This window comes from Streptococcus oralis (assembly GCF_003943415.1).
Lineage (GTDB): Bacteria > Bacillota > Bacilli > Lactobacillales > Streptococcaceae > Streptococcus > Streptococcus oralis_BJ.
Map to the genome: position 1 here is coordinate 36,718 of NZ_RJPK01000003.1, position 26,845 is coordinate 63,562.

The following is a 26,845-nucleotide window of genomic DNA, read 5'->3' on the forward strand; positions in this document are numbered from 1 at the left end:
TTTCAAGTCTTTTTTTTTTGATAAAAAGAGTGATATAGTTTCAAACTATATCAAAGCCTAATTATTTACAATTATACAGACAGTTTCTTTTCTGTTAAGATAGTTTCAACAACAAATTTTGGAGGACACATCATGTCAACTACGATCATCGGTTTCCCTCGTTTGGGTGAATTCCGCGAATTAAAATTTACAACTGAAAAATACTTTAGAAAAGAAATCTCAGAAGAAGAACTCCTGGCAGCAGCAAAAGAATTGCGTGCTAAACACTGGAACATTGTCAAAGAAAAAGGCATCACTGAAATCCCATCAAATGACTTTTCTCACTATGATAACTTCCTAGATGCTGCTTTCCTCTTCAACGTGGTGCCAGCTTCTGTTCAAAACTTGGACTTGTCTGACCTTGAGCGCTACTTTGCTTTGGCGCGTGGTTACCAAGGTGAAAAAGGGGATGTTCGTGCCCTTCCGATGAAGAAATGGTTCAACACCAACTACCACTACATCGTACCTAAATTTGAAAAAGACACTCAAGTCAAACTTGCAGGTCACAAGATCTTTGATGAGTTCCAAGAAGCAAAAGAACTTGGTCTCAACACTCGTCCAGTCCTTGTAGGACCATTCACTTTCCTTCAATTGTCAGACTTTGAAGAAGGCGTGAAAGCAGAAGACTTTGTGGACAGCTTTGTCGCTGCTTACCAAGAAGTTTTTGCTAAATTGGCTGAACTTGGTGCGACTCGCATCCAACTCGATGAAGCTGCTCTTGTAAAAGATTTGACAGCTGAAGAAAAAGCTCTCTTCTTGAACCTTTACAACAAGCTTTTGGCTGATAAAAAAGGTCTTGAAGTCTTGCTTCAAACTTACTTCGGAGACGTTCGTGACGTTTACTCTGACCTTGTGAACTTGCCAGTAGATGCCATTGGTTTGGACTTCGTTGAAGGTAAGAAAACTCTTGAACTTGTGAAAGGTGGCTTCCCAGCTGACAAGACTCTTTATGCAGGTATCGTCAATGGTAAAAACATCTGGCGCAACAACTACGAAAAGAGCTTGGCTGTTCTTGAGCAAATCCCAGCTGAAAACATTGTCTTGACAAGCTCATGCTCTCTTCTTCATGTGCCATTTACAACAGCTAACGAAGAATTTGAACCAGCTATCTTGAACCACTTTGCCTTTGCGGTTGAAAAATTGGAAGAACTTCGTGACTTGGATGCTATCCGCAATGGTCAAGGCGCAGAAGCTCTTGCAGCTAACAAAGAACTCTTTGCGACTGAACGTGTGGGTGAAAATGCAGAACTTCGTGCGCGCATTGCAGGATTGACAGACGCTGACTACACTCGTTTGCCTGCCTTTGCAGAACGTGAAGCTATCCAAGAAGAAGCCTTCAAACTTCCAGCTCTTCCAACAACGACTATCGGTTCATTCCCTCAAACTAAGGAAGTCCGTGCCAAACGTTTGGCCTTCCGTAAGGGTGAATTGTCACAAGAAGAATACGATGCCTTCCTTGCTGAAACTATCGACGAATGGATCAAATGGCAAGAAGAAGTTGGATTTGACGTGCTTGTACATGGTGAGTTCGAGCGTAACGACATGGTTGAGTACTTCGGTCAAAACTTGTCAGGTTACCTCTTCTCTAAGAATGGTTGGGTACAATCATACGGTATGCGTGGGGTGAAACCACCAATCATCTGGGGTGACGTCACACGTCTCAACCCAATCACTGTGAAATGGTCTAGCTACGCACAAAGCCGTACTGACAAACCTGTTAAAGGTATGTTGACTGGACCTGTTACCATCCTCAACTGGTCATTCCCGCGTGAAGACATCTCTATCAAGGATTCTACTCTTCAAATCGCCCTTGCTATCAAGGATGAAGTTCTTGACCTTGAAGCTGCTGGTGTGAAAATCATTCAAATCGACGAGGCTGCTCTTCGTGAGAAATTGCCACTCCGTCGTAGCGACTGGTACGAAGATTACCTTGACTGGGCAATCCCTGCCTTCCGCTTGGTACACTCTACAGTAGCGCCAGATACACAAATCCACACTCACATGTGTTACTCAGAATTTACAGATATCATCCCAGCTATTGACAATATGGATGCGGACGTTATTTCCTTTGAAGCAAGTCGTTCAAACCTTGAAATCTTGGACGAACTCAAAGCGAAAAACTTCCAAACAGAAGTGGGACCTGGGGTTTACGATATCCACTCTCCTCGTGTGCCAAACGAAGGCGAAATCGACCACACAATTGATGCTATTCTTGCCAAAGTACCAAGCAAGAAAGTTTGGATCAACCCTGACTGTGGTTTGAAAACACGTGGTATCCCAGAAACAAAAGAAAGCTTGATCCGCCTTGTCGAAGCAGCTAAGGCTGCGCGTGAGAAATTGTAAGAAAAGACATTTCTCAATACATGGTTGATCAGTAAGAAATCAACTAGAAAACTAGAAAAGGATAATGACTATGTCACGCCAAACGCCGTCACTTTCATTTGAAGTGTTCCCTCCAAATCCAGCTGTGGGTAATGATAAAATTATTTCAGCCTTGCAGGATATGCGGGAGTTGACACCGCACTTTATCAGTGTGACCGCCAGCAATAATAAATTTAATATCAAGGAAACAACGGTTCGTTTGGCTGACTTTATCCAGAATGATTTGGCGATTCCAACTATTGCCCACTTGCCAGCTATCTATCTGACCAAGGAGAAGGTTGCAGAGACACTTGCGGACTTGGACAAGGTTGGTGTGCGAAAAATCTTGGCTCTACGTGGGGACATCATTCCTGATGTGGAACCGCAAAAGGATTTCCACTACGCAACGGATTTGATCGAGTTCATCAAGGAACAAGCTCCTCACTTTGATATTGTTGGTGCTTGCTACCCAGAGGGGCACCCTGACTCTCCAAACCAAATCTCGGATATTCAAAATCTCAAGAAAAAAGTGGATGCAGGCTGTTCAAGCCTTGTAACGCAGCTTTTCTTTGACAATGAGCGTTTCTATGATTTCCAAGACAAGTGTACCTTGGCAGGGATTGATGTTCCCATTCATGCGGGGATCATGCCCATTCTTAACCGTAACCAAGCGCTTCGTCTCTTGAAGACTTGTGAGAATATCCATCTTCCACGCAAATTCAAGGCCATTTTAGACAAGTATGAGCATGACCCTGAGTCGCTCAGAGCAGCAGGACTTGCCTATGCAGTGGATCAGATCGTGGACTTGGTAACCCAGGATGTTGCTGGAGTGCATCTCTACACCATGAACAATGCTGAAACAGCCAAATACATCCACCAAGCAACCCATGCCTTGTTTAATCATCAGTCTTTAGGGTAATAAAAAGCAAACCATTCTTCTCAAGCGAGGGGGATGGTTCCTTTTTAATAGAAAAGCCCGCACTTTTTAAGAAAAATATGATAAAATAGACTCTGTACGTACTTGATACAAAGATGAGGGTATAAAAAGATTTTTAGCAATTTAAATCTAGCAAAAATAGACAGATGCTAGAGAATATTATTCTTAGATATTTCAAAGTATCTAGATAGTTGAACACGGGCTAAATCCCTAGTGAAAAAGATAGATTTCCCAGTGTGCATCGCACACTGCGTCAATCTCCTATTTTCATACGGGATTCTTTACGCCCTTTGTATCCTGATTTTTGTAGGCAAGGCGTATAATTTCATCAATCCAAAGGGGATTTTAATGACAAAACAAGTGTTTCAAACGACTTTTGCGGGTCGTGAGTTGGTTGTAGAGACTGGCCAGGTTGCTAAGCAAGCAAATGGCTCTGTTGTCGTGCGTTACGGTGAGTCAACTGTCTTGACTGCTGCCGTTATGTCTAAGAAGATGGCAACTGGGGATTTCTTCCCACTTCAAGTAAACTACGAAGAAAAAATGTATGCGGCTGGGAAGTTTCCTGGTGGCTTTATGAAACGTGAAGGACGTCCTTCAACTGATGCGACCTTGACAGCGCGTTTGATTGACCGTCCAATCCGTCCTATGTTTGCGGAAGGTTTCCGTAATGAAGTGCAAGTGATTAACACCGTCCTTTCTTATGATGAAAATGCATCTGCACCAATGGCAGCTATGTTTGGTTCATCCTTGGCATTGTCTATTTCAGATATTCCATTTGACGGACCAATCGCTGGGGTACAAGTGGGCTATGTCGATGGTCAAATCATCATCAACCCTACTCAAGAACAAGCAGAGCAATCTCTTCTTGAATTGACAGTAGCTGGTACCAAGCACGCCATCAACATGGTAGAGTCTGGTGCCAAAGAATTGTCAGAAGAAATCATGTTGGAAGCCCTTCTTAAAGGACATGAAGCCGTTAAAGAATTGATTGCCTTCCAAGAAGAAATCGTTGCTGCTGTCGGTAAAGAAAAAGCAGAAGTGGAACTGCTTCATGTGGATGCTGACTTGCAGGCTGAAATCATCGCAGCCTACAACAGCGACCTCCAAAAAGCGGTTCAAGTAGAAGAAAAATTGGCTCGTGAAGCTGCAACTCAAGCAGTCAAAGACCACGTAACCGCAGTTTACGAAGAAAAATATGCAGACCACGAAGAATGTGACCGTATCATGCGTGATGTGGCTGAAATTTTGGAACAAATGGAACACGCTGAAGTGCGCCGTTTGATCACAGAAGACAAGGTTCGTCCTGACGGTCGTAAGGTCGATGAAATCCGTCCTTTGGATGCGGTTGTTGACTTCCTTCCTCGTGTGCACGGTTCTGGTCTTTTCACTCGTGGACAAACTCAGGCTCTTTCAGTTTTGACCTTGGCTCCGATGGGAGAAACACAAATCATCGATGGTTTGGATCCAGAGTACAAGAAACGCTTTATGCACCACTATAACTTCCCTCAATATTCTGTAGGGGAAACAGGTCGTTATGGTGCACCAGGTCGTCGTGAAATCGGTCACGGTGCTCTTGGTGAGCGTGCCCTTGCTCAAGTCTTGCCAAGTTTGGAAGAATTCCCTTACGCAATCCGCTTGGTAGCAGAAGTTTTGGAATCAAATGGCTCTTCTTCTCAAGCATCTATCTGTGCGGGAACGCTTGCCCTTATGGCTGGTGGTGTGCCAATCAAGGCGCCAGTAGCTGGTATTGCCATGGGTCTCATCTCCGACGGAAACAACTACACAGTATTGACAGATATCCAAGGATTGGAAGACCACTTTGGAGATATGGACTTCAAGGTTGCCGGTACTCGTGACGGGATTACAGCCCTTCAAATGGATATCAAGATACAAGGGATTACTGCAGAAATCTTGACTGAGGCTCTTGCTCAAGCTAAGAAAGCCCGTTTTGAAATCCTTGATGTGATTGAAGAAACAATCCCAGAAGTGCGTCCAGAATTGGCTCCAACTGCTCCAAAAATTGACACCATCAAGATTGATGTGGACAAAATCAAGATTGTCATCGGTAAGGGTGGAGAAACCATTGACAAGATTATCGCTGAAACAGGCGTTAAGATTGATATCGACGAAGAAGGTAATGTGTCCATCTATTCTAGCGACCAAGATGCCATTAACCGTACCAAAGAAATCATCGCTGGCTTGGTTCGTGAGGCGAAAGTGGATGAAGTTTACCATGCTAAGGTTGTTCGTATCGAGAAATTTGGTGCCTTTGTCAACCTCTTTGATAAGACAGATGCACTTGTGCACATTTCTGAAATGGCTTGGACTCGTACCAACCGTGTCGAAGACTTGGTAGCTATCGGTGATGAAGTCGACGTTAAGGTTATCAAGATTGATGAAAAAGGCCGTATCGATGCCTCTATGAAAGTTCTTCTTCCTCGTCCGCCAAAACCTGAGCATGATGAAAAAGGAGAAAAGTCTGAGCGACCTCACCGTCCACGTCATCACAAGGACCACAAACCTAAGAAAGAAGTTACAGAAACACCAAAAGATTCAGAATAAGAAAAGGAGAAATGTATGGGATGGTGGCGCGAAACCATTGATATTGTAAAAGAAAATGATCCAGCGGCACGCAACAGTTTGGAAGTTTTGCTGACTTATCCAGGTGTCAAGGCCTTGGCTGCCCATCGTCTCTCGCATTTTCTCTGGAAGCACGGCTTCAAACTCCTAGCTCGGATGCACAGTCAGTTTTGGCGCTTTTGGACTCAGATTGAGATTCATCCGGGTGCCCAGATTGACTCAGGTGTTTTTATCGACCATGGTTCTGGCTTGGTGATTGGAGAGACAGCGATTGTTGAAAAAGGCGTTCTTCTCTATCACGGAGTAACACTTGGTGGAACAGGGAAGGATGTTGGGAAACGCCATCCGACTGTGCGTAAAGGAGCTCTCATATCAGCCCATGCCCAAGTCATCGGACCGGTAGAAATCGGTGAAAATGCCAAGGTCGGTGCTGCTGCAGTAGTCGTGGCAGACGTACCAAGTGATGTGACAGTTGTCGGTATTCCAGCTAAGATCGTCCGAGTTCATGGACAGAAGGATGAACCAACGATCCACGAAGTCGAAGAAAAACGCGAGTACTACGTCAATAAACTCGAGCATGCTAGAGAAGCCAGCCACAGATCGTCGGGATTGTAACGGATATTTATATGATTATAGCAAGAAACAAGTTAAGCCCAAAGGAGTTATCTGAGGCGAAAGTCCTAATTAACTGTTGCCAAAAATATGACGGTACCTACCGTGAACCCTATCTCTCTAACATGCTTAATTTTGACCCAAACATGCCCGCCTTTTTCCTTTATTACGAAAAAAGTGAACTTGTTGGTTTATTAACTGTCTATGCTGATGACCAAGATGTGGAAGTAGCGATACTGGTTCATCCAGAACATCGCCGACAGGGAATTGCGCGTGCTTTGTTTAATAGTTTTGAGAAAGAAACGGCTTCTTTCCCCATTCGGTCAGTCACTTTTCAGACAGAACGTATTTTTTTAGAGAATCATCCTGACTTTGCCAGTAACTGGGGACTAATCGAGGATGAAGAGACAGAAACTTGGTTAGGTAAGGATAGAAGACCTTATCCGTTAGCAAATGTTTCCAATCTGGAAGTTTTGTTAGCAGATAGTTCATTTCAGAATCAAATTAGTCAGTTGAAATTTCAGGTATTTTCAGAGGAACATGAATCTAGAGAAGTTGTGGATAGATATGTCGCCGAAGCTCTGAAAGATCCAGAAAGTCGCCTATACATTTTATTAAAAAACGGTCAGGTCATTGGAACTTGCACAGTTGATTTATCAAGTAATACTAATTACCTCTATGGTTTAGTAATACTGGAACTTGAACGTGGAAAAGGCTATGGAAGCTATTTTGTAAAATCTCTTGTCAACCAACTGATTGAGCAAAATGACAGGGAGTTTCAAATTGCAGTAGAAGATAGTAATGTAGGTGCCAAGCGCTTGTATGAAAAAATTGGCTTTGTCAAACAGACTCAGGTAGTTTATCTGAATGAGAAAGAATAGAAAAATGCTATTAGAAGAATTCGAAAATGTACCTGCTGTTATCGAACCAACTGATCGAAGTATTCGAGGTGGTGGAGAAATCTGTGACACGATTATTTTATCTTTTAATGGAGAAATCGTTGAACGAGTAAAGCAGTTTGAAGATGTTTATGAAGGTGGCTATCTAACCAATCTAAATGGCAGACTTCCATGGTATATCTATGAAAAAGATGGGAGTAAGGTAGCAGTTGCTATAGCTACGATTGGAGCCCCGATGGTTGTTGGACTCTTAGAAGAACTCAAAGCAAGAGGATTTAAGAACTTTATTGTTTTGGGTTCTTGCGGAGTTCTAGATCAGTCTATTCAGGCAGATAAGATTATCCTACCAAGTTCAGCTCTACGTGATGAAGGTACAAGTTACCATTACGCTCCTCCAAGTGATGAGATAGCTTATGATGAAACTTTGCTCTTAACTATGGAAGGAGCCTTGAACAAATCTTGCATCGAGCATATCCGCACTAAGTCTTGGACGACCGATGCCTTTTATCGAGAAACGCCAGATAAGGTCAAGCGTCGCTTGGCTGCTGGTGCACAAGTGGTGGATATGGAAGCTTCAGCTATCATGGCTTGGAGTCAATTTCGCAAGAGCAAGGTCTATCAATTCTTCTACACAGCTGACTATGTGGATCATCATAACCGAATCTGGGATGCCCGCCATGAAGAGCGGACAGCTGATGCCATGACTTTTTTCACTATCGCTTTGAAAATAGCAAAGGAACTAGAAAGGTAACTACAAGAATGGCAGTATATTTTTACGGCTGTATCACCATGGATGGCTACTTGGCTGACAGCCAGCACAGGATAGACTGGCTGCATCAGCTTGGTTCTGTAGAGGATACAGGCTATGATGACTTTTACAGGCAAATGGATATCACCATCATGGGCAAGCGGACCTTTGAGGAAATCCAAGATTTGCAAGATGTAGAAAGTTTTTATCAAGCTACGGAAAACTATGTCTTTACGCATGATAGGCACCTGCCTGTCAGCAATTACCAGCCAGTAGCTGGGGATGTGGTGGACTTTGTTCAGCAGATTGACAAAGGCAAAAATGTCTTTGTGATTGGTGGTAATTCCTTAGTAGGACCGCTCTTGGATGCGGATCTTTTCGACCACCTCATTATTCAGATAGCACCCCTTATCCTAGGAAAGGGGGTTCCCCTCTTTACCCAAGAGGAAGGGCAGCGCTTTTACCAACTGGATAGCCTCAGACAATTTGGTCCATTTGCAGAGCTGGTTTTCAGCCGAAAAGTCAGAAATAGAGAAGGGGGTGTACCGCATGATTAAAATTTACGACACCATGTCTCGTGATTTGCGAGAATTTGTCCCAATCGAAGAAGGAAAGGTTCGCATGTATGTCTGTGGGCCAACGGTATACAACTATATCCACGTTGGGAATGCCCGTTCGACGGTGGCTTTTGATACCATTCGTCGTTATTTCGAATACCGTGGCTACGAAGTTGCCTATATTTCCAACTTTACAGATGTAGACGATAAGATTATCAACCGTGCCAAGGAAGAAGGTATCACGCCTCTGGAGGTTGCGGACAAGTACATCGCTGCCTTTCGTGAGGATGTGACAGCCTTAGGCGTGAAACCTGCGACTCGCCATCCGCGTGTAGTAGAGTTTATGGCTGACATCATTCGTTTTGTCGCTGACTTGATTGAAAAAGGCTTTGCCTACGAGAGTCAAGGAGATGTTTACTTCCGCGTGGAAAAATCTCACAACTATGCTAAGTTGGCCAATAAAACCTTGGAAGATTTGGAGCTGGGTGCTTCAGGTCGTACCGATGAAGAAACGGCTCGCAAGGAAAATCCTGTAGACTTTGCCCTTTGGAAAGCTGCAAAACCAGGCGAGATTTCTTGGGACAGTCCTTGGGGACCTGGTCGTCCGGGTTGGCATATTGAATGTTCAGTCATGTCGACAGAGATTTTGGGAGATACCATTGATATCCACGGTGGTGGAGCTGATTTGGAGTTTCCTCACCATACCAACGAAATTGCCCAGTCAGAAGCCAAAACAGGTAAGACCTTTGCTAACTACTGGATGCACAATGGTTTTGTTAACATTGACAATGTCAAGATGTCTAAGTCCTTGGGCAACTTTATCACCGTCCATGATGCCCTCAAAACCCTCGATGGTCAAGTGTTGCGTTTCTTCTTTGCGACACAACACTACCGTAAGCCTATCAACTTTACGCAAAAAGCAGTGCGAGACGCCGAGACTAATCTCAAATATCTGAAGAACACTTACGAACAACCATTTTCTGGGACTGTAGATGCTCAAGAGTTACAGGCTTTTAAAGATAAGTTTGTTGCCGCTATGGATGAGGATTTCAACTCCGCAAATGGTATCACAGTTGTCTTTGAAATGGCCAAATGGATCAACTCTGGCAACTATGATGCAAGTGTTAAGGAAGTTCTTGCGGATATGTTAGAAGTCTTTGGAATTGTCTTTGTTGAGGAAGTTTTGGATGCAGACATTGAAGCCTTGATCCAAAAGCGCCAAGAAGCGCGTGCTAATCGTGATTTTGCGACAGCAGACCAAATCCGTGACCAATTGGCTGATCAAGGAATTAAGCTCCTTGACACCAAGGATGGAGTGAGGTGGACTCGTGATTGATGTCAATCTCATTAACGGGATTGCGCTAGCTTTTGAAGGAGATGCGGTTTATTCCATGTATATCCGTCGCCATCTCATTCTCAAAGGCATGACCAAGCCCAACAAGCTCCACCAAGAAGCGACAAAGTATGTGTCAGCCAAGGCTCAGGCTCGCCTGATTTCCCTGATGTTGGAGGAGCAAGTCCTGACGGAAAAAGAAGAAGAAATCTACAAACGTGGTCGCAATACCAATAGCCACACAAAGGCTAAAAATGCAGATGTGGTGACCTACCGCATGTCTACAGGTTTTGAAGCAGTGATGGGCTATCTCCATCTGACTGAAAATGTGGAGCGTCTAGAGACCTTGATTTCTTGGTGCATCCAAAAAGTGGAGGGCTAGAATATGATTGTAAAGGAATTACAAGACTGGTTTCCTGAAGCTCAGATTTCAGATCAGCCAGCAGAGAAACCGGGCTATCTCACTCTCCCTGTAGCTTCTCAGCAGTGGATTTTACTGGAGGAAGCTGGGCTCAGCGAACGTGAAAAGCAGTTAATTGCCCTTTTAACCCAGCAGGAGCAGGCTCGTTCGCTCAATCCTTGGTATCCCTATCTGATCGATGGGAAGGGGCAGGCACCGCAAACTTTCAAAAAGATTCAGCTGGTTTATTGCCATCTTTCCTACTTCCAACAGGAAAATCTATCCTCTTGGCTAGATATGATGCAAACTCTCTTTCCCAACTTCCAGACAGTGCTACAGGTCGGGGCTCAGGATTATGTGTTTGTGCTTCAACAAGATAAGTACACCTCTGTTCGCTCAATCTTATCTGATACGATTGAAGCGGTTGAGTATGACTTTGGTCTTCGTCTGTCGATCATGTTGGGCCAGGTTTGGCCTCAGACAGGCCCTCAAGCCCTATCAGACTTGATCAAAGCGGAGCGAGATTTGTTTAAGACTTGGTGGCGTCAGGGTCACCAAGGTGTTCATACTTTTTCACAGCTCTATCTGTGGAGTCTTGGAGAGGGGTTGATTGACCTTAGAATTATCAAAGACTACCTTCGTCAGTTGATTCTGGACCAAGATCAGATTCAGGAGATCATTCTTTCTCTCTGGGAAAACAGTGCTGTCTTAACTAAAACGGCCCAGCAACTCTATCTGCACCGCAATTCTCTCCAATATAAGATTGATAAATGGGAAGAGTTAACAGGACTTCAGTTGAAGGAGTTGACGGATCTAACCCTGTGTTATCAGTTGATTTTACCAGATATTCTCTAAAGTTTTGTGCAAGTTGCACAGAACTTTTTTATTTTTTTGGTCACCTTGCCATAGAAATGTAAAGCGTTTTCATCTATAATAAAACTATCAAAAGACAAAAGGAGTTCACCTCGATGGTAGAATTAAATCTAAAAAACATTTACAAAAAATATCCAAACAGCGAACACTACTCAGTTGAAGACTTCAACTTGGACATCAAAGACAAGGAATTTATCGTTTTCGTAGGTCCTTCAGGATGTGGTAAATCAACAACTCTTCGTATGATTGCTGGTCTTGAAGACATCACAGAAGGTACTGCATCTATCGATGGCGTGGTTGTCAACGACGTAGCTCCAAAAGACCGTGACATCGCCATGGTTTTCCAAAACTACGCTCTTTACCCACACATGACTGTTTATGACAACATGGCTTTCGGTTTGAAATTGCGTAAGTACAGCAAAGAAGACATCGACAAACGTGTGCAAGAAGCAGCAGCAATCCTTGGCTTGAAAGAGTTCTTGGATCGTAAACCAGCTGACCTTTCTGGTGGTCAACGTCAACGTGTTGCCATGGGTCGTGCAATTGTCCGTGATGCAAAAGTGTTCTTGATGGATGAGCCTTTGTCAAACTTGGATGCCAAACTTCGTGTATCTATGCGTGCTGAAATTGCGAAAATCCACCGTCGTATCGGTGCTACAACCATCTACGTAACCCACGACCAAACAGAAGCGATGACACTTGCAGACCGTATCGTTATCATGTCAGCAACTAAAAACCCTGCTGGTACAGGTACTATCGGACGTGTAGAACAAATTGGTACTCCTCAAGAAGTTTACAAAAATCCAGTTAACAAATTCGTAGCAGGATTCATCGGAAGCCCAGCTATGAACTTCATCAACGTGAAATTGGTTGGTGGTGAAATTGTTTCTGACGGTTTCCGATTGAAAGTTCCAGAAGGAGCTTTGAAAGTTCTTCGTGAAAAAGGCTACGAAGGAAAAGAATTGATCTTCGGTATTCGTCCAGAAGATGTGAATGCAGAACCTGCTTTCCTTGAAACATTCCCAGAATCAGTTGTCAAAGCTACTATCTCAGTATCAGAATTGCTTGGTTCAGAATCTCACCTTTACTGCCAAGTTGGTAAAGATGAATTTGTTGCAAAAGTGGATGCTCGTGACTACTTGCAAACAGGTGCAACAGTTGAACTCGGATTTGACTTGAACAAAGCACACTTCTTCGACGTAGAAACTGAAAAAACAGTCTACTAAGATAAATAAAATAACAAAGCACTGCAGAGTCTCTCTTGCAGTGTTTTTTCTTTTAAATGCATAGGCTAGGCATGAAAACAGGCTTTTCTAGTTTTAATATTCTTAAAAAAGTGATAAAATGGTAGGAAGAATTGGAGAGAATAGATGCCGAAAGAAGTGAATTTGACGGGCGATGAGGTTGTCGCTTTAACGCAAAAATATTTATCGAAGGAAGATGTTGCTTTTGTACACAAAGCCTTGGTTTACGCCGTTGAATGCCATAGTGGTCAATACCGTAAATCTGGCGAGCCCTATATTATTCATCCCATTCAGGTGGCAGGGATTTTAGCCAAACTCAAGTTAGATGCCGTGACGGTTGCCTGTGGTTTTTTGCATGACGTAGTTGAGGATACGGATGCGACACTGGATGATTTAGAGCAAGAGTTTGGTCATGATGTTCGTATCATTGTTGATGGAGTGACCAAGCTTGGTAAGGTCGAGTACAAATCAATCGAGGAGCAATTAGCGGAAAATCACCGCAAGATGCTCATGGCCATGTCTGAGGATATCCGCGTTATCTTGGTTAAACTATCTGACCGCTTGCATAATATGAGAACGCTTAACCACCTACGAAAAGACAAGCAGGAACGCATTTCCAGAGAAACCATGGAAATCTATGCACCGCTTGCTCATCGTCTGGGTATTTCCAGCGTCAAGTGGGAGTTAGAAGACTTGTCCTTCCGCTATCTCAATCCAACTGAGTTTTACAAGATCACTCACATGATGAAGGAAAAACGCAGAGAGCGTGAGGCTTTGGTCGATGAAGTCGTGACAAAGTTAGAGGAGTACACTTCCGAACGCAATCTAAAAGGGAAAATCTATGGCCGTCCCAAGCATATCTACTCTATCTATCGCAAGATGCAGGATAAGAAGAAACGCTTTGAGGAAATTTATGACCTGATTGCCATTCGTTGTATCTTAGATACCCAGAGTGATGTTTACGCTATGCTGGGTTATGTGCATGAACTGTGGAAACCGATGCCAGGCCGCTTCAAAGATTATATCGCCAACCGTAAGGCCAATGGTTACCAGTCTATCCATACGACTGTCTATGGTCCCAAAGGACCGATTGAATTCCAGATTCGGACCAAGGAAATGCACGAAGTTGCTGAGTACGGGGTTGCGGCCCACTGGGCTTATAAAAAAGGAATCAAGGGGCAGGTCAACAGCAAAGAATCAGCTATCGGGATGAACTGGATCAAGGAAATGATTGAGTTGCAAGATCAGGCTGATGATGCCAAGGAATTTGTGGAGTCTGTTAAGGAAAACTACCTGGCTGAGGAGATTTACGTCTTTACCCCAGATGGGGCTGTACGTTCCCTTCCAAAAGATTCAGGCCCCATTGACTTTGCCTATGAAATTCATACCAAAGTCGGTGAAAAAGCAACTGGTGCTAAGGTCAATGGCCGCATGGTACCTCTTACAACCAAGCTTAAGACAGGGGATCAGGTCGAAATTGTCACCAATCCGAATTCATTTGGCCCGAGTCGTGACTGGCTCAACATGGTTAAGACTAGCAAGGCTCGCAACAAGATTCGTCAGTTCTTTAAAAACCAAGACAAGGAATTGTCCGTTAACAAGGGCCGCGAACTGCTGATAGCTCAGTTCCAAGAAAACGGCTATGTGGCCAATAAATTCATGGACAAGCGTCACATGGACCAAGTTCTTCAAAAGACTAGCTACAAGACAGAAGAATCTCTCTTTGCGGCCATTGGTTTTGGAGAAATCGGTGCCATTACGGTCTTTAATCGTCTGACTGAAAAAGAACGCCGTGAAGAGGAACGTGCCAAAGCTAGGGCTGAGGCAGAAGAGCTCGTCAAAGGTGGCGAGGTTAAGGTTGAAAACAAAGAAACCCTCAAGGTCAAGCATGAGGGTGGGGTGGTGATTGAAGGTGCCTCAGGTCTCTTAGTGCGGATTGCCAAGTGTTGCAATCCCGTGCCAGGAGACGATATTGTCGGCTACATCACCAAGGGACGAGGTGTAGCTATTCACCGCGTGGACTGTATGAATCTCCGTGCCCAAGAAAACTACGAGCAACGTCTCCTTGATGTGGAATGGGAAGACCAGTACTCAAGCAAGGAATATATTGCTCACATCGATATCTACGGCCTCAACCGTACAGGTCTCTTAAATGATGTTCTGCAAGTTCTTTCCAACACAACTAAGAATATCTCAACCGTTAACGCCCAACCAACCAAGGATATGAAATTTGCCAATATCCATGTCTCCTTTGGTATTTCCAACCTCTCTACACTGACCACAGTAGTTGATAAGATTAAAAGTGTGCCAGAGGTTTACTCTGTCAAACGGACCAATGGCTAAGATCTAGAAAGGATTTTTATGAAAATCGTCGTTCAACGAGTTAAGAAAGCTCAAGTGAGTATTGAAGGTCAGGTTCAGGGAAAAATCAATCAGGGGCTCTTATTGTTGGTCGGAGTAGGACCAGAGGACCAAGAGGAAGATCTGGACTATGCTGTCCGAAAGCTCGTCAACATGCGAATTTTTTCTGATGCAGAAGTCAAGATGAATCTGTCTGTCAAGGATATTGAAGGGGAAATTCTTTCTATTTCTCAGTTTACCCTCTTTGCAGATACTAAGAAGGGGAATCGTCCAGCTTTTACTGGAGCAGCCAAGCCTGATATGGCAGCTAACTTCTATAACGCTTTCAATCAGAAGCTAGCTCAGGAAGTGCACGTTCAGACAGGCATCTTTGGAGCAGATATGCAGGTGGAGCTGGTCAATGATGGACCAGTCACCATCATTCTTGATACTAAAAATAGATAAGAAAACCAAGCCCAGCTGGCTTGGTTTTTGTTTATAGACACTCCCATAAAGTGATGTGTTTGTCGTAAAAGTCTGGATAGTTTTCTCTTAGGTGGCTAGCCGTTATATAATATAAAGTAGAATGACAGGAAGTAAAGACTGGAGTAAGAGAGTAGAAATGTTGAGGGCCAGTGATGGCTAAAAAGACAAATAATAGAAGATCGCTGATGAGCACCCCTAAATAGTAGAAGCGAAACTTTTTATTGATTTGAGGATAAATCTCAGTGAAATGTTTTCTGAGTCGGTTGACCAAGCGAGACAGCAGTAGTCCCTGAGCAAGGATAAAAATGAAGCAAAAAATCAGGCCTCTCTCCAAAGAAAGTTCGTATCGGGGTCTGAAAGTTACCAACAGTAGCAAATCGCTGACTGCAATAGCTGCAAAATGGATTCTAAAGAGTTTTTTCATAAGACGCCTCCCCTCTTTTCTCTAGCTTCATTCTACACCAAAAGAATGGGACTTACAACTAAAATAATAAAAAATCCCTGAAAGAAATTTCTTTCAGGAATAAGGGGTTAGTTGATTTTTTCGACATAGAGTTGTTTGGCGATATCGATGCTAACTTGGAGGTCTTCACCCTTGTTGACCAGTGTAAAGGTATTGGAAAAATTATCAAACTGTTTGACTTGGAGTTGGTCACCGATATGAATTTCATGCTTTTCTAAGTATTTGAGTAAATCAAAGCTATCATGAACCCGAGTCAGGAGATAGGTTCCAGCCTCTTTGGTATCTGCTAGAGGTAGGTTGTTGATCTCAACCAAGAGTTCTCCTTTAACAGGAATAGTTCCACCGTGGGGACAGGTTTGAGGGAAGCCAAGCAGTTTATCCAATCTCTCCACAAAGAGGTCAGAGACAGTGTGTTCTAGAACCTCAGCTTCCTCATGGATTTGATCGCTGGTATAGTCGAGATGGTGAACTAGAAAGACTTCAATCAAACGGTGTTTACGATAGAGCTCAGAGACCAGTTTGAGGCCAATATCTGTCAATAGATAGCCGTTCTCTTTGTCCTTGAGAATGAGATTTTCACTTTTCATGCGTTTGATCATCTCTGTTACGGCAGGTGGAGAGACCTGCATACGGGCAGCAATTTCTTTATTGGTGATTTTTTGCATTTCCGTACCGATTTCATAAATACATTTTAGGTAGTCTTCTTTATTTGGCGTCATTCGTTCCCTCTTGTCTTTTCTCTCCATCTAGTATATCAAAAAAAGCTAGATTTCTCTAGCCTTCAGCCCTAATGGCTTCGATTTTAGTCCAGTTCTTTCACTGCAGCAATAGCAGCTTCAAAGTCTGGTTCCGTGTTGATGTTGTCAACGTATTCCACATAACGGATGACATTGTCAGCATCGAGAACAAAGACGGCACGCGCAAGGAGATGCCATTCGTTGATCAAGAGGGCATAATCACGCCCGAAAGAATGGTCAAAGTAGTCTGATAGCATGATGGCATTGTCAAGGCCTTCAGCTCCACACCAGCGTCCTTGGGCAAATGGTAGGTCCATAGAAACAGTCAATACGACCGTGTTGTCCAGTCCAGCCAGTTCTTCATTAAAGCGACGCGTTTGAGTTGAGCAGATACCTGTATCGATAGAAGGCACGACACTCAAGACTTTTTTCTTGCCATCAAAATCAGCCAGAGATTTTTTAGAAAGGTCTGTTGTAGTGAGTGAAAAATCAAGTGCCTTGTCGCCGACTTGTAGTTGTTTACCTGTAAAGCTCACAGGATTTCCGAGAAAAGTTACCATAAGATACTCCAATCTTTTTTCTTCCATTTTAGCTGAAACGGTTAGAATTTTCCAATGATTTGACCGGAAATGTGGGCATAGAAAAAAACGCCAGCTCATGAGAGAATGACGTTTTTCAGAGGCTTATTTTGCCAATCCTTCAGCAATCTTGTCAAGGTTGTATTTCATCATGTTGTAGTAGCTATCGCCTTCTTTACCTTGTTCTGCGATAGAGTCAGTAAAGATTTGTGCGTAGATTGGGATGTTTGTGTCTTGTGAAACAGTCTTCATTGGACGGTCATCCACACTTGATTCTACAAAGAGTGAAGGAACTTTTGTTTGGCGAAGTTTTTCAACCAAGGTTTTGATTTGTTCAGGAGTTCCTTCTTCTTCAGTGTTGATTTCCCAGATATAGGCACTTGGGACACCGTAGGCTTTAGAGAAGTATTTGAAGCATCCTTCGCTGGTTACGATCAATTTCTTCTCAGCAGGGATGTTGTTAAATTTCTCCTTAGCTTCCTTGTCAAGTTTGTCTAGCTTATCAGTATATTCTTTGAGATTTTTTTCGTAGAATTCCTTGTTGCTAGGGTCTTTAGCGCTCAATTGTTTTGCGATATTTTTAGCAAAGATCATACCATTTTCAAGGTTAAGCCAAGCGTGTGGGTCTTCTTTGCCTTTTTCGTTTTGACCTTCAAGGTAGATAACATCAACGCCTTCGCTGACTGCAAAGTAGTCTTTGTTTTCAGTTTTCTTAGCATTTTCTACCAATTTTGTAAACCAAGCATTGCCACCTGTTTCAAGGTTGATCCCGTTATAGAAAATCAAATCAGCTTGAGAAGTTTTCTTAACGTCTTCAGGAAGTGGTTCGTATTCGTGTGGGTCTTGACCAACAGGAACGATACTGTGAAGATCAATCTTGTCACCAGCAATATTTTTAGTAATATCAGCGATGATTGAGTTTGTAGCAACAACTTTTAGTTTTTGACCAGAAGCTGCATCTTTTTTTCCACTAGCACATGCTACAAGAGCAATGACGGAAAGAAAGAGAACGAGTAATGTACCTAATTTTTTCATTAGATCCTCCAATTTATTGGGGTTTTGCCCCTTATTTTAACAAATGTTTATTTTTCAGTTTCAAATATCGTTGTTTTGGAGCGATAAAGAAGCTAATGAGAAAGAAACTAGCGGCTGTAAGCACGATACTAGAACCTGCCGCAACGTTAAAGCTATAGCCGATAAAGAGCCCCAAAACTGAAGCTGTCGCTCCAAATGTTGAGGAAAGGAAAATCATGCTTTTCAGGCTATTAGCATACAGATAAGCAGTTGCCGCTGGGGTAATCAGCATGGCTACAATCAGGATAGTTCCGACACTTTGCATGGCTGTCACAGACACGAGAGTTAGGAGTACCATGAGAAGGTAGTGATAGAAATTGACAGGCATTCCCATGGCTTTAGCCAAGAGTTCATCAAAGGATGTTATCAAGAGTTGCTTGAAGAAAATCCAGATTAACAAGAGAATGGCTGCCCCCACACCCATAGTAATCCACATGTCCGTATCTTGGACGGCCAGGATATTACCAAAAAGAATATGGAAAAGGTCAGTTGAACTTTTAGCGACACTAATCAAGATGATACCGAGGGCTAAGAAAGAAGAAAAGGTAATGCCGATGGCGGTATCGCTTTTGATAATCGAGTTTCCCTTGATGTAGGTAATGATGATAGCAGCTAGTAGTCCGAAGACAATGGCTCCGATAAAGAAGTCAAGGCCCAAGATAAAGGAGAGGGCTACACCTGGCAAGACAGCATGTGAAATGGCATCTCCCATGAGTGACATCCCGCGTAGGATGATGAAACATCCCACAGCTCCAGCTACGACCCCAATGACAATAGCTGTTATCAAGGCATTTTGTAAGAAATGGAATTTTTGCAATCCATCGATAAATTCTGCGATCATAGGTCACCTCCACTGAAAAAGAGTCGATTACCGTAAGCTTCTTTGAGATTGGCTTCGGTAAAGGTTTCTTTGGTTGGACCAAAGGCAATCACTTCTCGATTGACAAGCAAGACTTGATCGAAGTAGTGGGGAACCTTGCTGAGGTCGTGGTGGACGATGAGAACCGTCTTCCCAGCTTTTTTTAGATCTCTCAGCGTATTCATGATGATTTCCTCACTAACGGAGTCAATCCCAACAAAGGGTTCATCCAAGAGGATATAGTCGGCTTCCTGCACCAGACATCTGGCAATCAAGACCCGCTGGAATTGACCTCCAGACAGTTGACTGATTTGACGTTCAGCGTAGTCAGCTAGACCGACAATTTCAAGGGCCTCTTGCACTTTCTTCCAATGTTTAGCATTTAAACTTCGAAAGAGAGGGATAGAGGGAAAGAGTCCTAGTGAGACACATTCCTTGACCTTGATGGGAAAGTTGTAGTCGATATTTATTTTTTGTTCGACATAAGCGATTCGATGTAAGGATTTTTTAACTTCCTTGTCATCGAGAAATGCCTGACCTTGATGTGGGATAATTCCCAGCATACCTTTTAATAATGTTGATTTCCCAGCACCGTTTGGACCAATGATACCGGTAATTGTTGGTCCATGGAGCGCTAGTGAAATATCCTTAAGTGCCAACGTCTCTTTGTAGGAGACACTGAGGTTTTCGATACGTATCATACAGTTGTATTCCTCCTGTCTCTTAATATACATTAAAAAAAAAATTAAGTCAAGTTAATTTTTGAAAAAATTAAAATAATAACTGAAAAACAATAGAAAGTATCAGTTCATTTTTAATTGCATTCCCAGGTAATTTTTGTTAAGCTAAAAGCAAGTACAAATGAAAGCGAGAACAAGATGACACGTTATCAAGATGATTTTTATGATGCTATTAATGGCGAATGGGAAAAAACAGCTGTTATTCCAGCTGACAAATCTCGAACTGGTGGCTTTATTGACCTTGATGAGGAAATTGAAGAGTTAATGCTGGCAACTACGGACAAGTGGTTGGCAGGTGAGGCTGTTCCAGAGGATGCTATCCTCTCAAACTTTGTTAAGTACCATCGTATGGTACGTAATTTTGACAAGAGAGAAGCAGATGGAATCAAGCCCGTTTTGCCAATGCTCAAGGAATACCTAGACTTGGAGAGCTTTGCAGATTTCACCAGCAAACTAGCAGAATTTGAACTAGCAGGCAAGCCAAACTTCCTTCCCTTTGGTGTATCACCAGACTTTATGGATGCCAGAACCAATGTTCTCTGGGCAAGTGCACCAGGGACGATTTTGCCAGATACGACTTACTATGCTGAAGACCATCCTCAGCGTGAGGAACTCTTGACTCTTTGGAAGGAAAGTACTACGAATCTTCTCAAAGCCTATGATTTTTCAGATGAGGAAATCGCAGACTTACTAGAGAAACGATTGGAATTGGACCGTCGCATTGCGGCTGTGGTGCTTTCTAACGAAGAAAGTTCAGAATATGCCAAACTCTACCATCCATACGCTTATGAAGATTTCAAGAAATTCGCACCTGCCCTATCTTTGGATGATTTCTTCCAAGCAGTGATTGGGCAAACTCCAGATAAGGTTATCGTAGATGAAGAACGTTTCTGGCAAGCGGCAGACCAATTTTATAGTGAAGAAGCTTGGCCTTTGCTTAAGGCAACCTTGATTTTAGCTGTGGTCAATCTTTCAACCAGCTATCTCACAGATGAGATTCGTGTCTTGTCAGGCGCCTATGGACGTGCCCTTTCAGGTGTTCCAGAAGCTCAGGACAAGGTCAAGGCAGCTTATCACTTGGCCCAAGGCCCTTTCAAGCAGGCTCTGGGTCTCTGGTATGCGCATGAAAAATTCTCCCCAGAAGCCAAGGCGGATGTAGAGAAAAAAGTGGCGACCATGATTGACGTTTATAAGGAACGCTTGGCTAAGAACGACTGGCTCACTCCTGAAACGCGTGATAAGGCTATTGTCAAACTCAATGTCATCAAGCCTTATATCGGTTATCCAGAGGAATTGCCAGCCCGCTACAAGGACAAGGTAGTGGACGAAACTGCCAGTCTCTTTGAGAATGCCCTAGCCTTTGCGCGTGTGGAAATCAAGCACAGCTGGAGCAAGTGGAACCAGCCAGTTGACTACAAGGAGTGGGGGATGCCTGCTCACATGGTCAATGCCTACTATAATCCTCAGAAGAACTTGATTGTCTTCCCAGCTGCCATTTTACAGGCTCCATTCTATGATTTGCATCAGTCGTCTTCAGCTAACTACGGTGGTATTGGTGCTGTTATTGCCCATGAAATCTCTCATGCCTTTGACACAAATGGTGCGTCCTTTGATGAAAATGGTAGCCTCAAGGATTGGTGGACAGAGAGTGACTATGCTGCCTTTAAAGAAAAAACGCAGAAAGTTATCGACCAGTTTGATGGCCAAGAATCTTACGGTGCAAGAATCAACGGAAAACTAACCGTATCCGAAAACGTTGCTGACTTGGGCGGAATTGCTGCAGCCCTTGAAGCTGCTAAGAGAGAACCAGACTTCTCAGCTGAAGAATTCTTCCACAACTTTGCTCGTATCTGGCGTATGAAAGGCCGTCCTGAATTGATGAAACTCATGGCCAGTGTCGATGTGCACGCGCCTGCCAAACTCCGTGTCAATGTGCAAGTGCCAAACTTCGATGACTTCTTTACAACCTATGATGTCAAAGAAGGCGATGGTATGTGGCGTTCACCAGAGGACCGTGTGATTATTTGGTAAGATAAAAACCAAGGATAGCATCCTTGGTTTTTTGCTTGCTAGAAAAAGGGATTGAAGGTCTTTTCGTGAGCGATGGTCGTAGCTGGACCATGCCCAGGATAGACATCGTAGTTAGGAAGAGTAAAGAGTTGAGTCTGAATACTATGGAGGAGTTGTTCCATGCTACCTGTAGGAAGGTCTGTCCGTCCGATGGTTTCGCGGAATAGAGCATCTCCTGTTAAGACTAGGCGGGCATCAGGAAAGACTATAGAAACACTACCGATAGAGTGGCCAGGTGTTGGCAATACTGTAAAACGGAATTCCTCAAGCTGGTATTCCTCATGAAAGGCATAGGTGTGCTCAGCTGGTTTGCAGACGACATTAGCCATATCATCATGACGAGGTAGACCAGAGAGATTGTCTACAGGAGTGTAGAGCCAGCTGGCTTCACTTTCTGCTACATAAACTGGGGGATTTCCAAAAGTACCTCGGACCAAGTCAAGGCTCATAATGTGGTCGTAGTGGGTGTGGGTCAGTAGAATTGCACAGACGGGTTTGTTGATTTTCTCGATAGTTTTGCGAATAGCTTCCCAATGACTACCGGGGTCAACCACAATCAGGTGTTGATCTCCCTCTATGAAGTAGGTGTTTTCATAGGCAACGGGATTCACGGTTTTATGGATTTTCATAGGATTTCCTCTCTCAAAGAATGTACTGATATCAGTATAACACAGAAGAGAAGGCTTAGGGTATTAGAAGTTCCGTCTTTTTTGATTCGTGGGCTGTATCTTTAGTTTCATTTTAAACCATTATAATTACAAGTTTCAAAATGAAACCAATCACATAATTAAGAATATCATTCTACCGAACTTTTCGGCTCTTAAATACTGAAACGGGTTAATCATTACTGAGTAGAAAAGAATGTCAAAAAAGGGAAGAACTGTCCCAAAGGTTAGAATTATCTGTCTAACTTTTTAGGGGCAGTACATCCAAGACTTTTTACTTATCCTTAGATAGAAAAGGGTTTTATCCTTAATTAATTATCATAAAATTGAGTTTTAAGCTTGCGGTTGGCTAAAATTGTTGATATAATGAAGGTATAAATTAATTTAAAGGAGATTCACATGGCTTTAATTCAATTAACACCAGAAGATCTACGTACATCTGCTCAAAAATACACTAGTGGTGCCGAAGAAGTAAGACAAGTTCTTCGTACATTAAGCAACGAACAAGAAACTATCAGAAGTAACTGGAAAGGTTCAGCTTTTGATAGCTTTGATCAACAGTTTACAGCATTGTCTCCAAAAATTGATGAGTTTGCGACTTTGCTTGATGAAATCAATGCACAGTTGCTTAAAGTTGCGGACATCGTTGAACAAACTGACCAAGATATTGCAGCACAAATTCATTAATTTGTTATAAGTGGCTTTAGGAGGGCGAGAGCCTTCCTATTTTTTATGACGGAGAAGATTTAAAGTAATATGAGGAAGAATAAAATTTTTAAATATATAGGAAGTAGTCTGTTGGCATTAGGATTGCTTGCACTAATGGTTTTTTTGAATCTATCTGTTCAAAAAAATACGACTATTCATAATGAGAATAGTGCAAAAACAAATCAACAGACCAAATTAAATGTGGCTATTGTAAATGAAGATAAGTCAGTCTATGTTGATACAAAAGAGTATAATCTGGGTGCTAGTTATGTAAAAAATATCGAGCGTGACAATTCACAAAATTGGTCTGTTGTGCCTCGTGGAGTAGCTGATTCTGGATTAGAAAGTGGGAAATACCAACTCGTTTTAACAATTCCTAGTGATTTTTCTGAAAAAATACTCGATATTAACAGTATCAATGTTGATAAGACAACCATCAATTATAAGGTGAATGCGCAAGGAAATTTGCAAGTAGAAAATGATGCAAATAAACTAGCAAAAGACATTGTTGCTGATTTGAATGGTCAGTTAGTCGACATGTATATGGCTAGTATTTTGAACAACCTTTATACAGCACAAAAAAATGTTCAAGCTAGCTCACAGATACAAGCGACCAATATCGGAAACTATCGTACGAACTTATATGGGACAGCTATCAACTCTAAAAATCTTTTCCCAACTCTCTATAGTATGTCTAGTTCATCAGTTGACGCCAACAGTACTTTAAAGACAGGTTTGGAGAGCTACTCACAGATTTTTGATCATTTTGATGTTTCGCAGATTGCCTATGGTGAGAAGTTTGGAACTTTGCTTAAAAATAGGATCAGTGAGAAGGAAAATCATGCGAATATTATCACTCGACTTATCTCTCAGAGTCGGGAAGACGTTCAGGGGCAAGTTGAAACTTATCAGAAATTAATTGAAGCTCATGGTAGTCTGACTGCGAATATAGATGGAACGCCACCAGAACTTGGGCCTTCCTATAAAACAGTGGCAGAAAATATCAGCAAAGAGATTGATAGTTTACAGACCAATCTAACAGATGAAAGAACGAAGTTTGAAAATCATAAAAAGGATATTCGTAACTTTATCGATGAGAAATTAGCCACTTACTATGGAACAAGTGAGAAGAGCAAAATCACTCTCGGTCAATTTTTGGATAGAGCTGCAAATAAGGATCTAGAGAAGGTTGAGGAATCTCTAAAAACGCAGCTGGCTTCTGCAATATCAGAATTACCAAAAGAAGACTTTAGTGGAAAAAAATTTAGTGGTTTTGGTATGACACCAATCACAATACCTTCTGTAAACTATACAGATTTAAAAACGATTAAAGAGCCTAGCGACGAGATCTCTTTGACGGATTTGAAGAATCTGGAAAATCTAGCAATTACTAGTACGAGTGCTGTTGGACGAACAGGAACAAAGGCTAAGGTATCATGGAAGGCTGGAACAGGAGTGACAGTTCATTCGGTCACTTATGATGGCACACCGGTTGCCTTAGGCGACGAGATTGATTTGAAGACTGGTGGGACTTTCAAAGTAGCCTATAGTGTTGCAGAGGCAGCTCCAACTTCAACTTCAACTACAGGTTCAACTGGGACTTCAAGCCCAACTCCAAAAGCAGAGCTAAAATCAATTGATATTTCCTTGAATGATGTTCAAGCAGTCAGTGCGCCGGTAGATGTCTTAGCCGTTCAGAAAGCAGCAGTTTCTTACGGACAAAAGGTTCAGAAAATAGCTTCTGCCTACCAAAAGGTAGAATCACTAAAACAAGCATACGATACCGTCAAAGAGTTAAAAAATAGTAATGTGTCTAAAGCATTATCGGATATTTGGTTTGAAGCGATTGATTCAAATCTGAAGAAATATGAAGACAGCTTAACTGCACCTGCTAGCGGTACAGATACAGATGGTACTAAAGGAAAAGTAGATAAAGCCTTATCAAAATTGACTACTCTGAAGCCTGTTCTAGAAAAAAATGTGCAAGATATTTTGACTACCAACCAAGAATTGGATACCAAAATAAAGGACCAATTGGATAAGTACAAGCAGTTAAAAGAGAAATTAGAGAATTTGGAAAAGGCACAAGACGGAGGAAATGAAGCCTTTAAAAATACTGATGATCAATTGGCAGCTCTAAATACTGATTATGCGGCTCTCTTATCTGAAACTAAGGGTGTGAAAGAGTCTTCTCAAAGCAATGTTAAGGCGGCTGAGTCTGTTAATGAGACTTTAGGCAATTTCAATCGTGAATTATCAAACGCTCAAACAAGTACTGAAAAGTTGTCGCAGGATGCAGAATCTTTGATGACACAGTTTAATGAAGAATTGACTAATAATGGAAACTTTGTAGAATCCTTCGTGAAGGTTTTGAATAATGCCTATGAAAATGGGGTACCAAACGACGTATTGCTGAACTTCTTATCCAACCCTGTTGCTCAAAATTCTACTTCAGTAAAAGCGACTGTCAATGTTTACCGTCCGTTTACATGGATTTTACTATTGGAGATTATTAGTCTCTTTACAGCCTACCTATTTGCAACTCAAAATGTTATTCGCAAAGTTAAAGATAAGTTCAAACTAGATAAGCTACATGATACGGATATTATGACAGTTGGGCTACTCTCGATTTTGGCTGTAGTAGTTGGTCTAGTAGTTGGTATTGTATCGAGTGCACAGCTTCATGTTGGCCGTGAATACCAACCGTCATGGGTCTTGCTGATTGTTTTAGCTACGTTAGTACTGATTCAAGGCCAGTATTTATTGCTCAAACATTTCCGAGTGATTGGAATGGGTCTTGCCTTCTTTATGATGATTAGCTTTGTCTATCTATCGAATGCAATTGGGACGACGGCCAGTCTAACAGGTTTCCCAGCCTTTATCAAAAATCTCAATGCTTTATCAATATTAGAAGCTTTACTCTCAGGATATTTTGATGGGCAACCAGCAAACATTTTAGCATTTGTTGCAGTGACGATTGTCGTAGCTGGATTACTTGTTATGAATATTTTTATCAAAGAAAGAAGCTTTTGGCCTCAAGTATTTCAAACTGAGAAAGAATAGGAAATGAAAAAAATAATTCTTTTGCTTCTTACCTTAGTAGCATGTGCAGCAGTCTCAATGGCTGCTGCAGATGATTTGAAGGATAATAGTCTCCAGATTGATGACTCCCGACTTGAGAAGAAAGAGGGATTAAAATTTGGATTACAATCTGAACAAATCAAGGAGCTTTTTAACGAAGCGACTCAAAAGAAGTTGCAAGATATGCAGCAGTATCAAGAGGAACAGTTGATCACAGAAAGGGGCCAACTGTTTTCTGCTATACAGGGGTCAGTGAAAAAATCTCCCGAAGAGCAGTTGTTTCAGCCAAATTCAAAAAAAATAGCTAAATTTCAAACAAATATAGGTCAGGTAGAAAAAAGTGGATTAAGTGACTTTCTTCCAGAGATATTCTATATAGCATTAATTTTCTTGCTTTTTGGAGCAACCGCTGTGATGAGTTATCGCGTGATGGTAGAGAGTGTGGATTAAACTTTTGGTAA

The 26,845-nt window shown here is 42.3% G+C and carries 24 protein-coding genes; 17 read left to right on the forward strand and 7 right to left on the reverse strand.

The features are described from left to right. The first annotated feature begins 132 nt into the window (after positions 1-132). The 13 genes from metE (at position 133) to dtd (ending at position 15,388) form a co-directional block, all read left to right on the forward strand. Positions 133-2,382 carry a 5-methyltetrahydropteroyltriglutamate--homocysteine S-methyltransferase gene (metE, locus tag D8801_RS04825; protein ID WP_125848255.1) on the forward strand — a complete coding sequence of 750 codons (2,250 nt, stop codon included), beginning with the start codon at positions 133-135 and terminating at the stop codon, positions 2,380-2,382. 70 nt (positions 2,383-2,452) lie between these two features. Next, a complete protein-coding gene (gene metF, locus D8801_RS04830) occupies positions 2,453-3,319 on the forward strand; it encodes a methylenetetrahydrofolate reductase [NAD(P)H] (RefSeq protein WP_125848539.1) in 867 nt (288 codons plus the stop codon). 366 nt (positions 3,320-3,685) lie between these two features. Continuing rightward, complete coding sequence (gene pnp / locus D8801_RS04835) at positions 3,686-5,899, forward strand: polyribonucleotide nucleotidyltransferase (protein ID WP_125848257.1); 2,214 nt, start codon at positions 3,686-3,688, stop codon at positions 5,897-5,899. A 15-nt stretch (positions 5,900-5,914) separates the two neighbouring features. Further along, on the forward strand, positions 5,915-6,532 hold the full coding sequence (gene cysE / locus D8801_RS04840) for a serine O-acetyltransferase (protein WP_125848259.1): 618 nt from the start codon (positions 5,915-5,917) through the stop codon (positions 6,530-6,532). Between the two features lie 11 nt (positions 6,533-6,543). Beyond that, the gene (locus tag D8801_RS04845) at positions 6,544-7,410 is read left to right on the forward strand and encodes a GNAT family N-acetyltransferase (RefSeq protein WP_125848261.1); all 867 of its coding nucleotides are present in this window, start codon (positions 6,544-6,546) and stop codon (positions 7,408-7,410) included. Between the two features lie 4 nt (positions 7,411-7,414). Further along, positions 7,415-8,179 (forward strand): nucleoside phosphorylase, encoded by a 765-nt coding sequence (locus D8801_RS04850; protein ID WP_125848541.1) that lies wholly within the window; start codon positions 7,415-7,417, stop codon positions 8,177-8,179. 8 nt (positions 8,180-8,187) lie between these two features. Beyond that, positions 8,188-8,733: a dihydrofolate reductase family protein gene (locus tag D8801_RS04855; RefSeq protein WP_125848263.1), complete on the forward strand. Its 546-nt coding sequence runs from the start codon at positions 8,188-8,190 to the stop codon at positions 8,731-8,733. Further along, positions 8,726-10,069: a cysteine--tRNA ligase gene (cysS, locus tag D8801_RS04860; RefSeq protein ID WP_125848265.1), complete on the forward strand. Its 1,344-nt coding sequence runs from the start codon at positions 8,726-8,728 to the stop codon at positions 10,067-10,069. Before D8801_RS04855 ends, cysS begins: the two co-directional genes overlap by 8 nt. Next, positions 10,062-10,448: a Mini-ribonuclease 3 gene (locus D8801_RS04865; RefSeq protein ID WP_061454305.1), complete on the forward strand. Its 387-nt coding sequence runs from the start codon at positions 10,062-10,064 to the stop codon at positions 10,446-10,448. The genes cysS and D8801_RS04865 overlap by 8 nt, the downstream gene beginning before the upstream one ends. 3 nt (positions 10,449-10,451) lie before the next feature. Further along, positions 10,452-11,321, forward strand: coding sequence for a helix-turn-helix domain-containing protein (locus D8801_RS04870; protein WP_125848267.1), 870 nt, complete (start codon positions 10,452-10,454; stop codon positions 11,319-11,321). A gap of 113 nt (positions 11,322-11,434) precedes the next feature. Beyond that, positions 11,435-12,565 carry an ABC transporter ATP-binding protein gene (locus D8801_RS04875; RefSeq protein WP_000229941.1) on the forward strand — a complete coding sequence of 377 codons (1,131 nt, stop codon included), beginning with the start codon at positions 11,435-11,437 and terminating at the stop codon, positions 12,563-12,565. A 144-nt stretch (positions 12,566-12,709) separates the two neighbouring features. Next, positions 12,710-14,926, forward strand: coding sequence for a RelA/SpoT family protein (locus tag D8801_RS04880; protein ID WP_125848269.1), 2,217 nt, complete (start codon positions 12,710-12,712; stop codon positions 14,924-14,926). Between the two features lie 18 nt (positions 14,927-14,944). Further along, positions 14,945-15,388, forward strand: coding sequence for a D-aminoacyl-tRNA deacylase (dtd, locus tag D8801_RS04885; protein WP_125848271.1), 444 nt, complete (start codon positions 14,945-14,947; stop codon positions 15,386-15,388). 31 nt (positions 15,389-15,419) lie between these two features. Here dtd and D8801_RS04890 read toward each other — a convergent pair whose 3' ends face one another. The 6 genes from D8801_RS04890 to D8801_RS04915 all read right to left on the reverse strand — a co-directional run bounded on the left by D8801_RS04890 (position 15,420) and on the right by D8801_RS04915 (position 19,821). Continuing rightward, entirely contained in the window at positions 15,420-15,833 is a 414-nt protein-coding gene (locus D8801_RS04890) for a hypothetical protein (protein WP_125848273.1), read from the reverse strand. A gap of 107 nt (positions 15,834-15,940) precedes the next feature. Next, positions 15,941-16,591: a metal-dependent transcriptional regulator gene (locus D8801_RS04895; RefSeq protein ID WP_038804845.1), complete on the reverse strand. Its 651-nt coding sequence runs from the start codon at positions 16,589-16,591 to the stop codon at positions 15,941-15,943. Positions 16,592-16,674: 83 nt separating this feature from the next. After that, entirely contained in the window at positions 16,675-17,169 is a 495-nt protein-coding gene (gene tpx / locus D8801_RS04900) for a thiol peroxidase (protein WP_125848275.1), read from the reverse strand. A gap of 123 nt (positions 17,170-17,292) precedes the next feature. After that, positions 17,293-18,222: a metal ABC transporter substrate-binding lipoprotein/adhesin PsaA gene (gene psaA / locus D8801_RS04905; RefSeq protein WP_060628635.1), complete on the reverse strand. Its 930-nt coding sequence runs from the start codon at positions 18,220-18,222 to the stop codon at positions 17,293-17,295. Between the two features lie 31 nt (positions 18,223-18,253). Beyond that, a complete protein-coding gene (locus D8801_RS04910) occupies positions 18,254-19,102 on the reverse strand; it encodes a metal ABC transporter permease (RefSeq protein ID WP_125848277.1) in 849 nt (282 codons plus the stop codon). Continuing rightward, positions 19,099-19,821, reverse strand: coding sequence for a metal ABC transporter ATP-binding protein (locus D8801_RS04915; protein WP_060628634.1), 723 nt, complete (start codon positions 19,819-19,821; stop codon positions 19,099-19,101). Before D8801_RS04915 ends, D8801_RS04910 begins: the two co-directional genes overlap by 4 nt. Before the next feature lie 177 nt (positions 19,822-19,998). Between D8801_RS04915 and D8801_RS04920 the strand changes: the two genes are divergently transcribed. Continuing rightward, positions 19,999-21,891, forward strand: a complete 1,893-nt coding sequence (locus tag D8801_RS04920; RefSeq protein WP_125848279.1) for a M13 family metallopeptidase — start codon at positions 19,999-20,001, stop codon at positions 21,889-21,891. A gap of 38 nt (positions 21,892-21,929) precedes the next feature. Here the strand turns inward: D8801_RS04920 and D8801_RS04925 are convergent, their stop codons facing one another. Further along, positions 21,930-22,559 (reverse strand): MBL fold metallo-hydrolase, encoded by a 630-nt coding sequence (locus tag D8801_RS04925; protein ID WP_125848281.1) that lies wholly within the window; start codon positions 22,557-22,559, stop codon positions 21,930-21,932. 435 nt (positions 22,560-22,994) lie between these two features. Here D8801_RS04925 and D8801_RS04930 point away from each other — a divergent pair, with 435 nt between their 5' ends. The 3 genes from D8801_RS04930 (at position 22,995) to essA (ending at position 26,834) form a co-directional block, all read left to right on the forward strand. Further along, positions 22,995-23,282 (forward strand): WXG100 family type VII secretion target, encoded by a 288-nt coding sequence (locus tag D8801_RS04930; protein ID WP_001173990.1) that lies wholly within the window; start codon positions 22,995-22,997, stop codon positions 23,280-23,282. A gap of 69 nt (positions 23,283-23,351) precedes the next feature. Further along, positions 23,352-26,366 carry a type VII secretion protein EsaA gene (gene esaA / locus D8801_RS04935; protein ID WP_125848283.1) on the forward strand — a complete coding sequence of 1,005 codons (3,015 nt, stop codon included), beginning with the start codon at positions 23,352-23,354 and terminating at the stop codon, positions 26,364-26,366. A 3-nt stretch (positions 26,367-26,369) separates the two neighbouring features. After that, complete coding sequence (essA, locus tag D8801_RS04940) at positions 26,370-26,834, forward strand: type VII secretion protein EssA (protein WP_125848285.1); 465 nt, start codon at positions 26,370-26,372, stop codon at positions 26,832-26,834. The last annotated feature ends 11 nt before the right edge of the window (positions 26,835-26,845 follow it).

Excerpts from the sequence above, each read along its gene's own strand:
- D8801_RS04890 (WP_125848273.1), bottom strand. The coding sequence starts at position 15,833 with ATGAAAAAACTCTTTAGAATCCATTTTGCAGCTATTGCAGTCAGCGAT.
- D8801_RS04850 (WP_125848541.1), top strand. The coding sequence starts at position 7,415 with ATGCTATTAGAAGAATTCGAAAATGTACCTGCTGTTATCGAACCAACT.
- D8801_RS04895 (WP_038804845.1), bottom strand. The coding sequence starts at position 16,591 with ATGACGCCAAATAAAGAAGACTACCTAAAATGTATTTATGAAATCGGT.
- D8801_RS04855 (WP_125848263.1), top strand. The coding sequence starts at position 8,188 with ATGGCAGTATATTTTTACGGCTGTATCACCATGGATGGCTACTTGGCT.
- essA (WP_125848285.1), top strand. The coding sequence starts at position 26,370 with ATGAAAAAAATAATTCTTTTGCTTCTTACCTTAGTAGCATGTGCAGCA.
- D8801_RS04875 (WP_000229941.1), top strand. The coding sequence starts at position 11,435 with ATGGTAGAATTAAATCTAAAAAACATTTACAAAAAATATCCAAACAGC.
- tpx (WP_125848275.1), bottom strand. The coding sequence starts at position 17,169 with ATGGTAACTTTTCTCGGAAATCCTGTGAGCTTTACAGGTAAACAACTA.
- D8801_RS04870 (WP_125848267.1), top strand. The coding sequence starts at position 10,452 with ATGATTGTAAAGGAATTACAAGACTGGTTTCCTGAAGCTCAGATTTCA.
- esaA (WP_125848283.1), top strand. The coding sequence starts at position 23,352 with ATGAGGAAGAATAAAATTTTTAAATATATAGGAAGTAGTCTGTTGGCA.
- D8801_RS04925 (WP_125848281.1), bottom strand. The coding sequence starts at position 22,559 with ATGAAAATCCATAAAACCGTGAATCCCGTTGCCTATGAAAACACCTAC.
- pnp (WP_125848257.1), top strand. The coding sequence starts at position 3,686 with ATGACAAAACAAGTGTTTCAAACGACTTTTGCGGGTCGTGAGTTGGTT.
- psaA (WP_060628635.1), bottom strand. The coding sequence starts at position 18,222 with ATGAAAAAATTAGGTACATTACTCGTTCTCTTTCTTTCCGTCATTGCT.
- D8801_RS04845 (WP_125848261.1), top strand. The coding sequence starts at position 6,544 with ATGATTATAGCAAGAAACAAGTTAAGCCCAAAGGAGTTATCTGAGGCG.
- D8801_RS04910 (WP_125848277.1), bottom strand. The coding sequence starts at position 19,102 with ATGATCGCAGAATTTATCGATGGATTGCAAAAATTCCATTTCTTACAA.
- D8801_RS04880 (WP_125848269.1), top strand. The coding sequence starts at position 12,710 with ATGCCGAAAGAAGTGAATTTGACGGGCGATGAGGTTGTCGCTTTAACG.
- cysS (WP_125848265.1), top strand. The coding sequence starts at position 8,726 with ATGATTAAAATTTACGACACCATGTCTCGTGATTTGCGAGAATTTGTC.
- D8801_RS04920 (WP_125848279.1), top strand. The coding sequence starts at position 19,999 with ATGACACGTTATCAAGATGATTTTTATGATGCTATTAATGGCGAATGG.
- metF (WP_125848539.1), top strand. The coding sequence starts at position 2,453 with ATGTCACGCCAAACGCCGTCACTTTCATTTGAAGTGTTCCCTCCAAAT.
- cysE (WP_125848259.1), top strand. The coding sequence starts at position 5,915 with ATGGGATGGTGGCGCGAAACCATTGATATTGTAAAAGAAAATGATCCA.
- metE (WP_125848255.1), top strand. The coding sequence starts at position 133 with ATGTCAACTACGATCATCGGTTTCCCTCGTTTGGGTGAATTCCGCGAA.
- dtd (WP_125848271.1), top strand. The coding sequence starts at position 14,945 with ATGAAAATCGTCGTTCAACGAGTTAAGAAAGCTCAAGTGAGTATTGAA.
- D8801_RS04930 (WP_001173990.1), top strand. The coding sequence starts at position 22,995 with ATGGCTTTAATTCAATTAACACCAGAAGATCTACGTACATCTGCTCAA.
- D8801_RS04915 (WP_060628634.1), bottom strand. The coding sequence starts at position 19,821 with ATGATACGTATCGAAAACCTCAGTGTCTCCTACAAAGAGACGTTGGCA.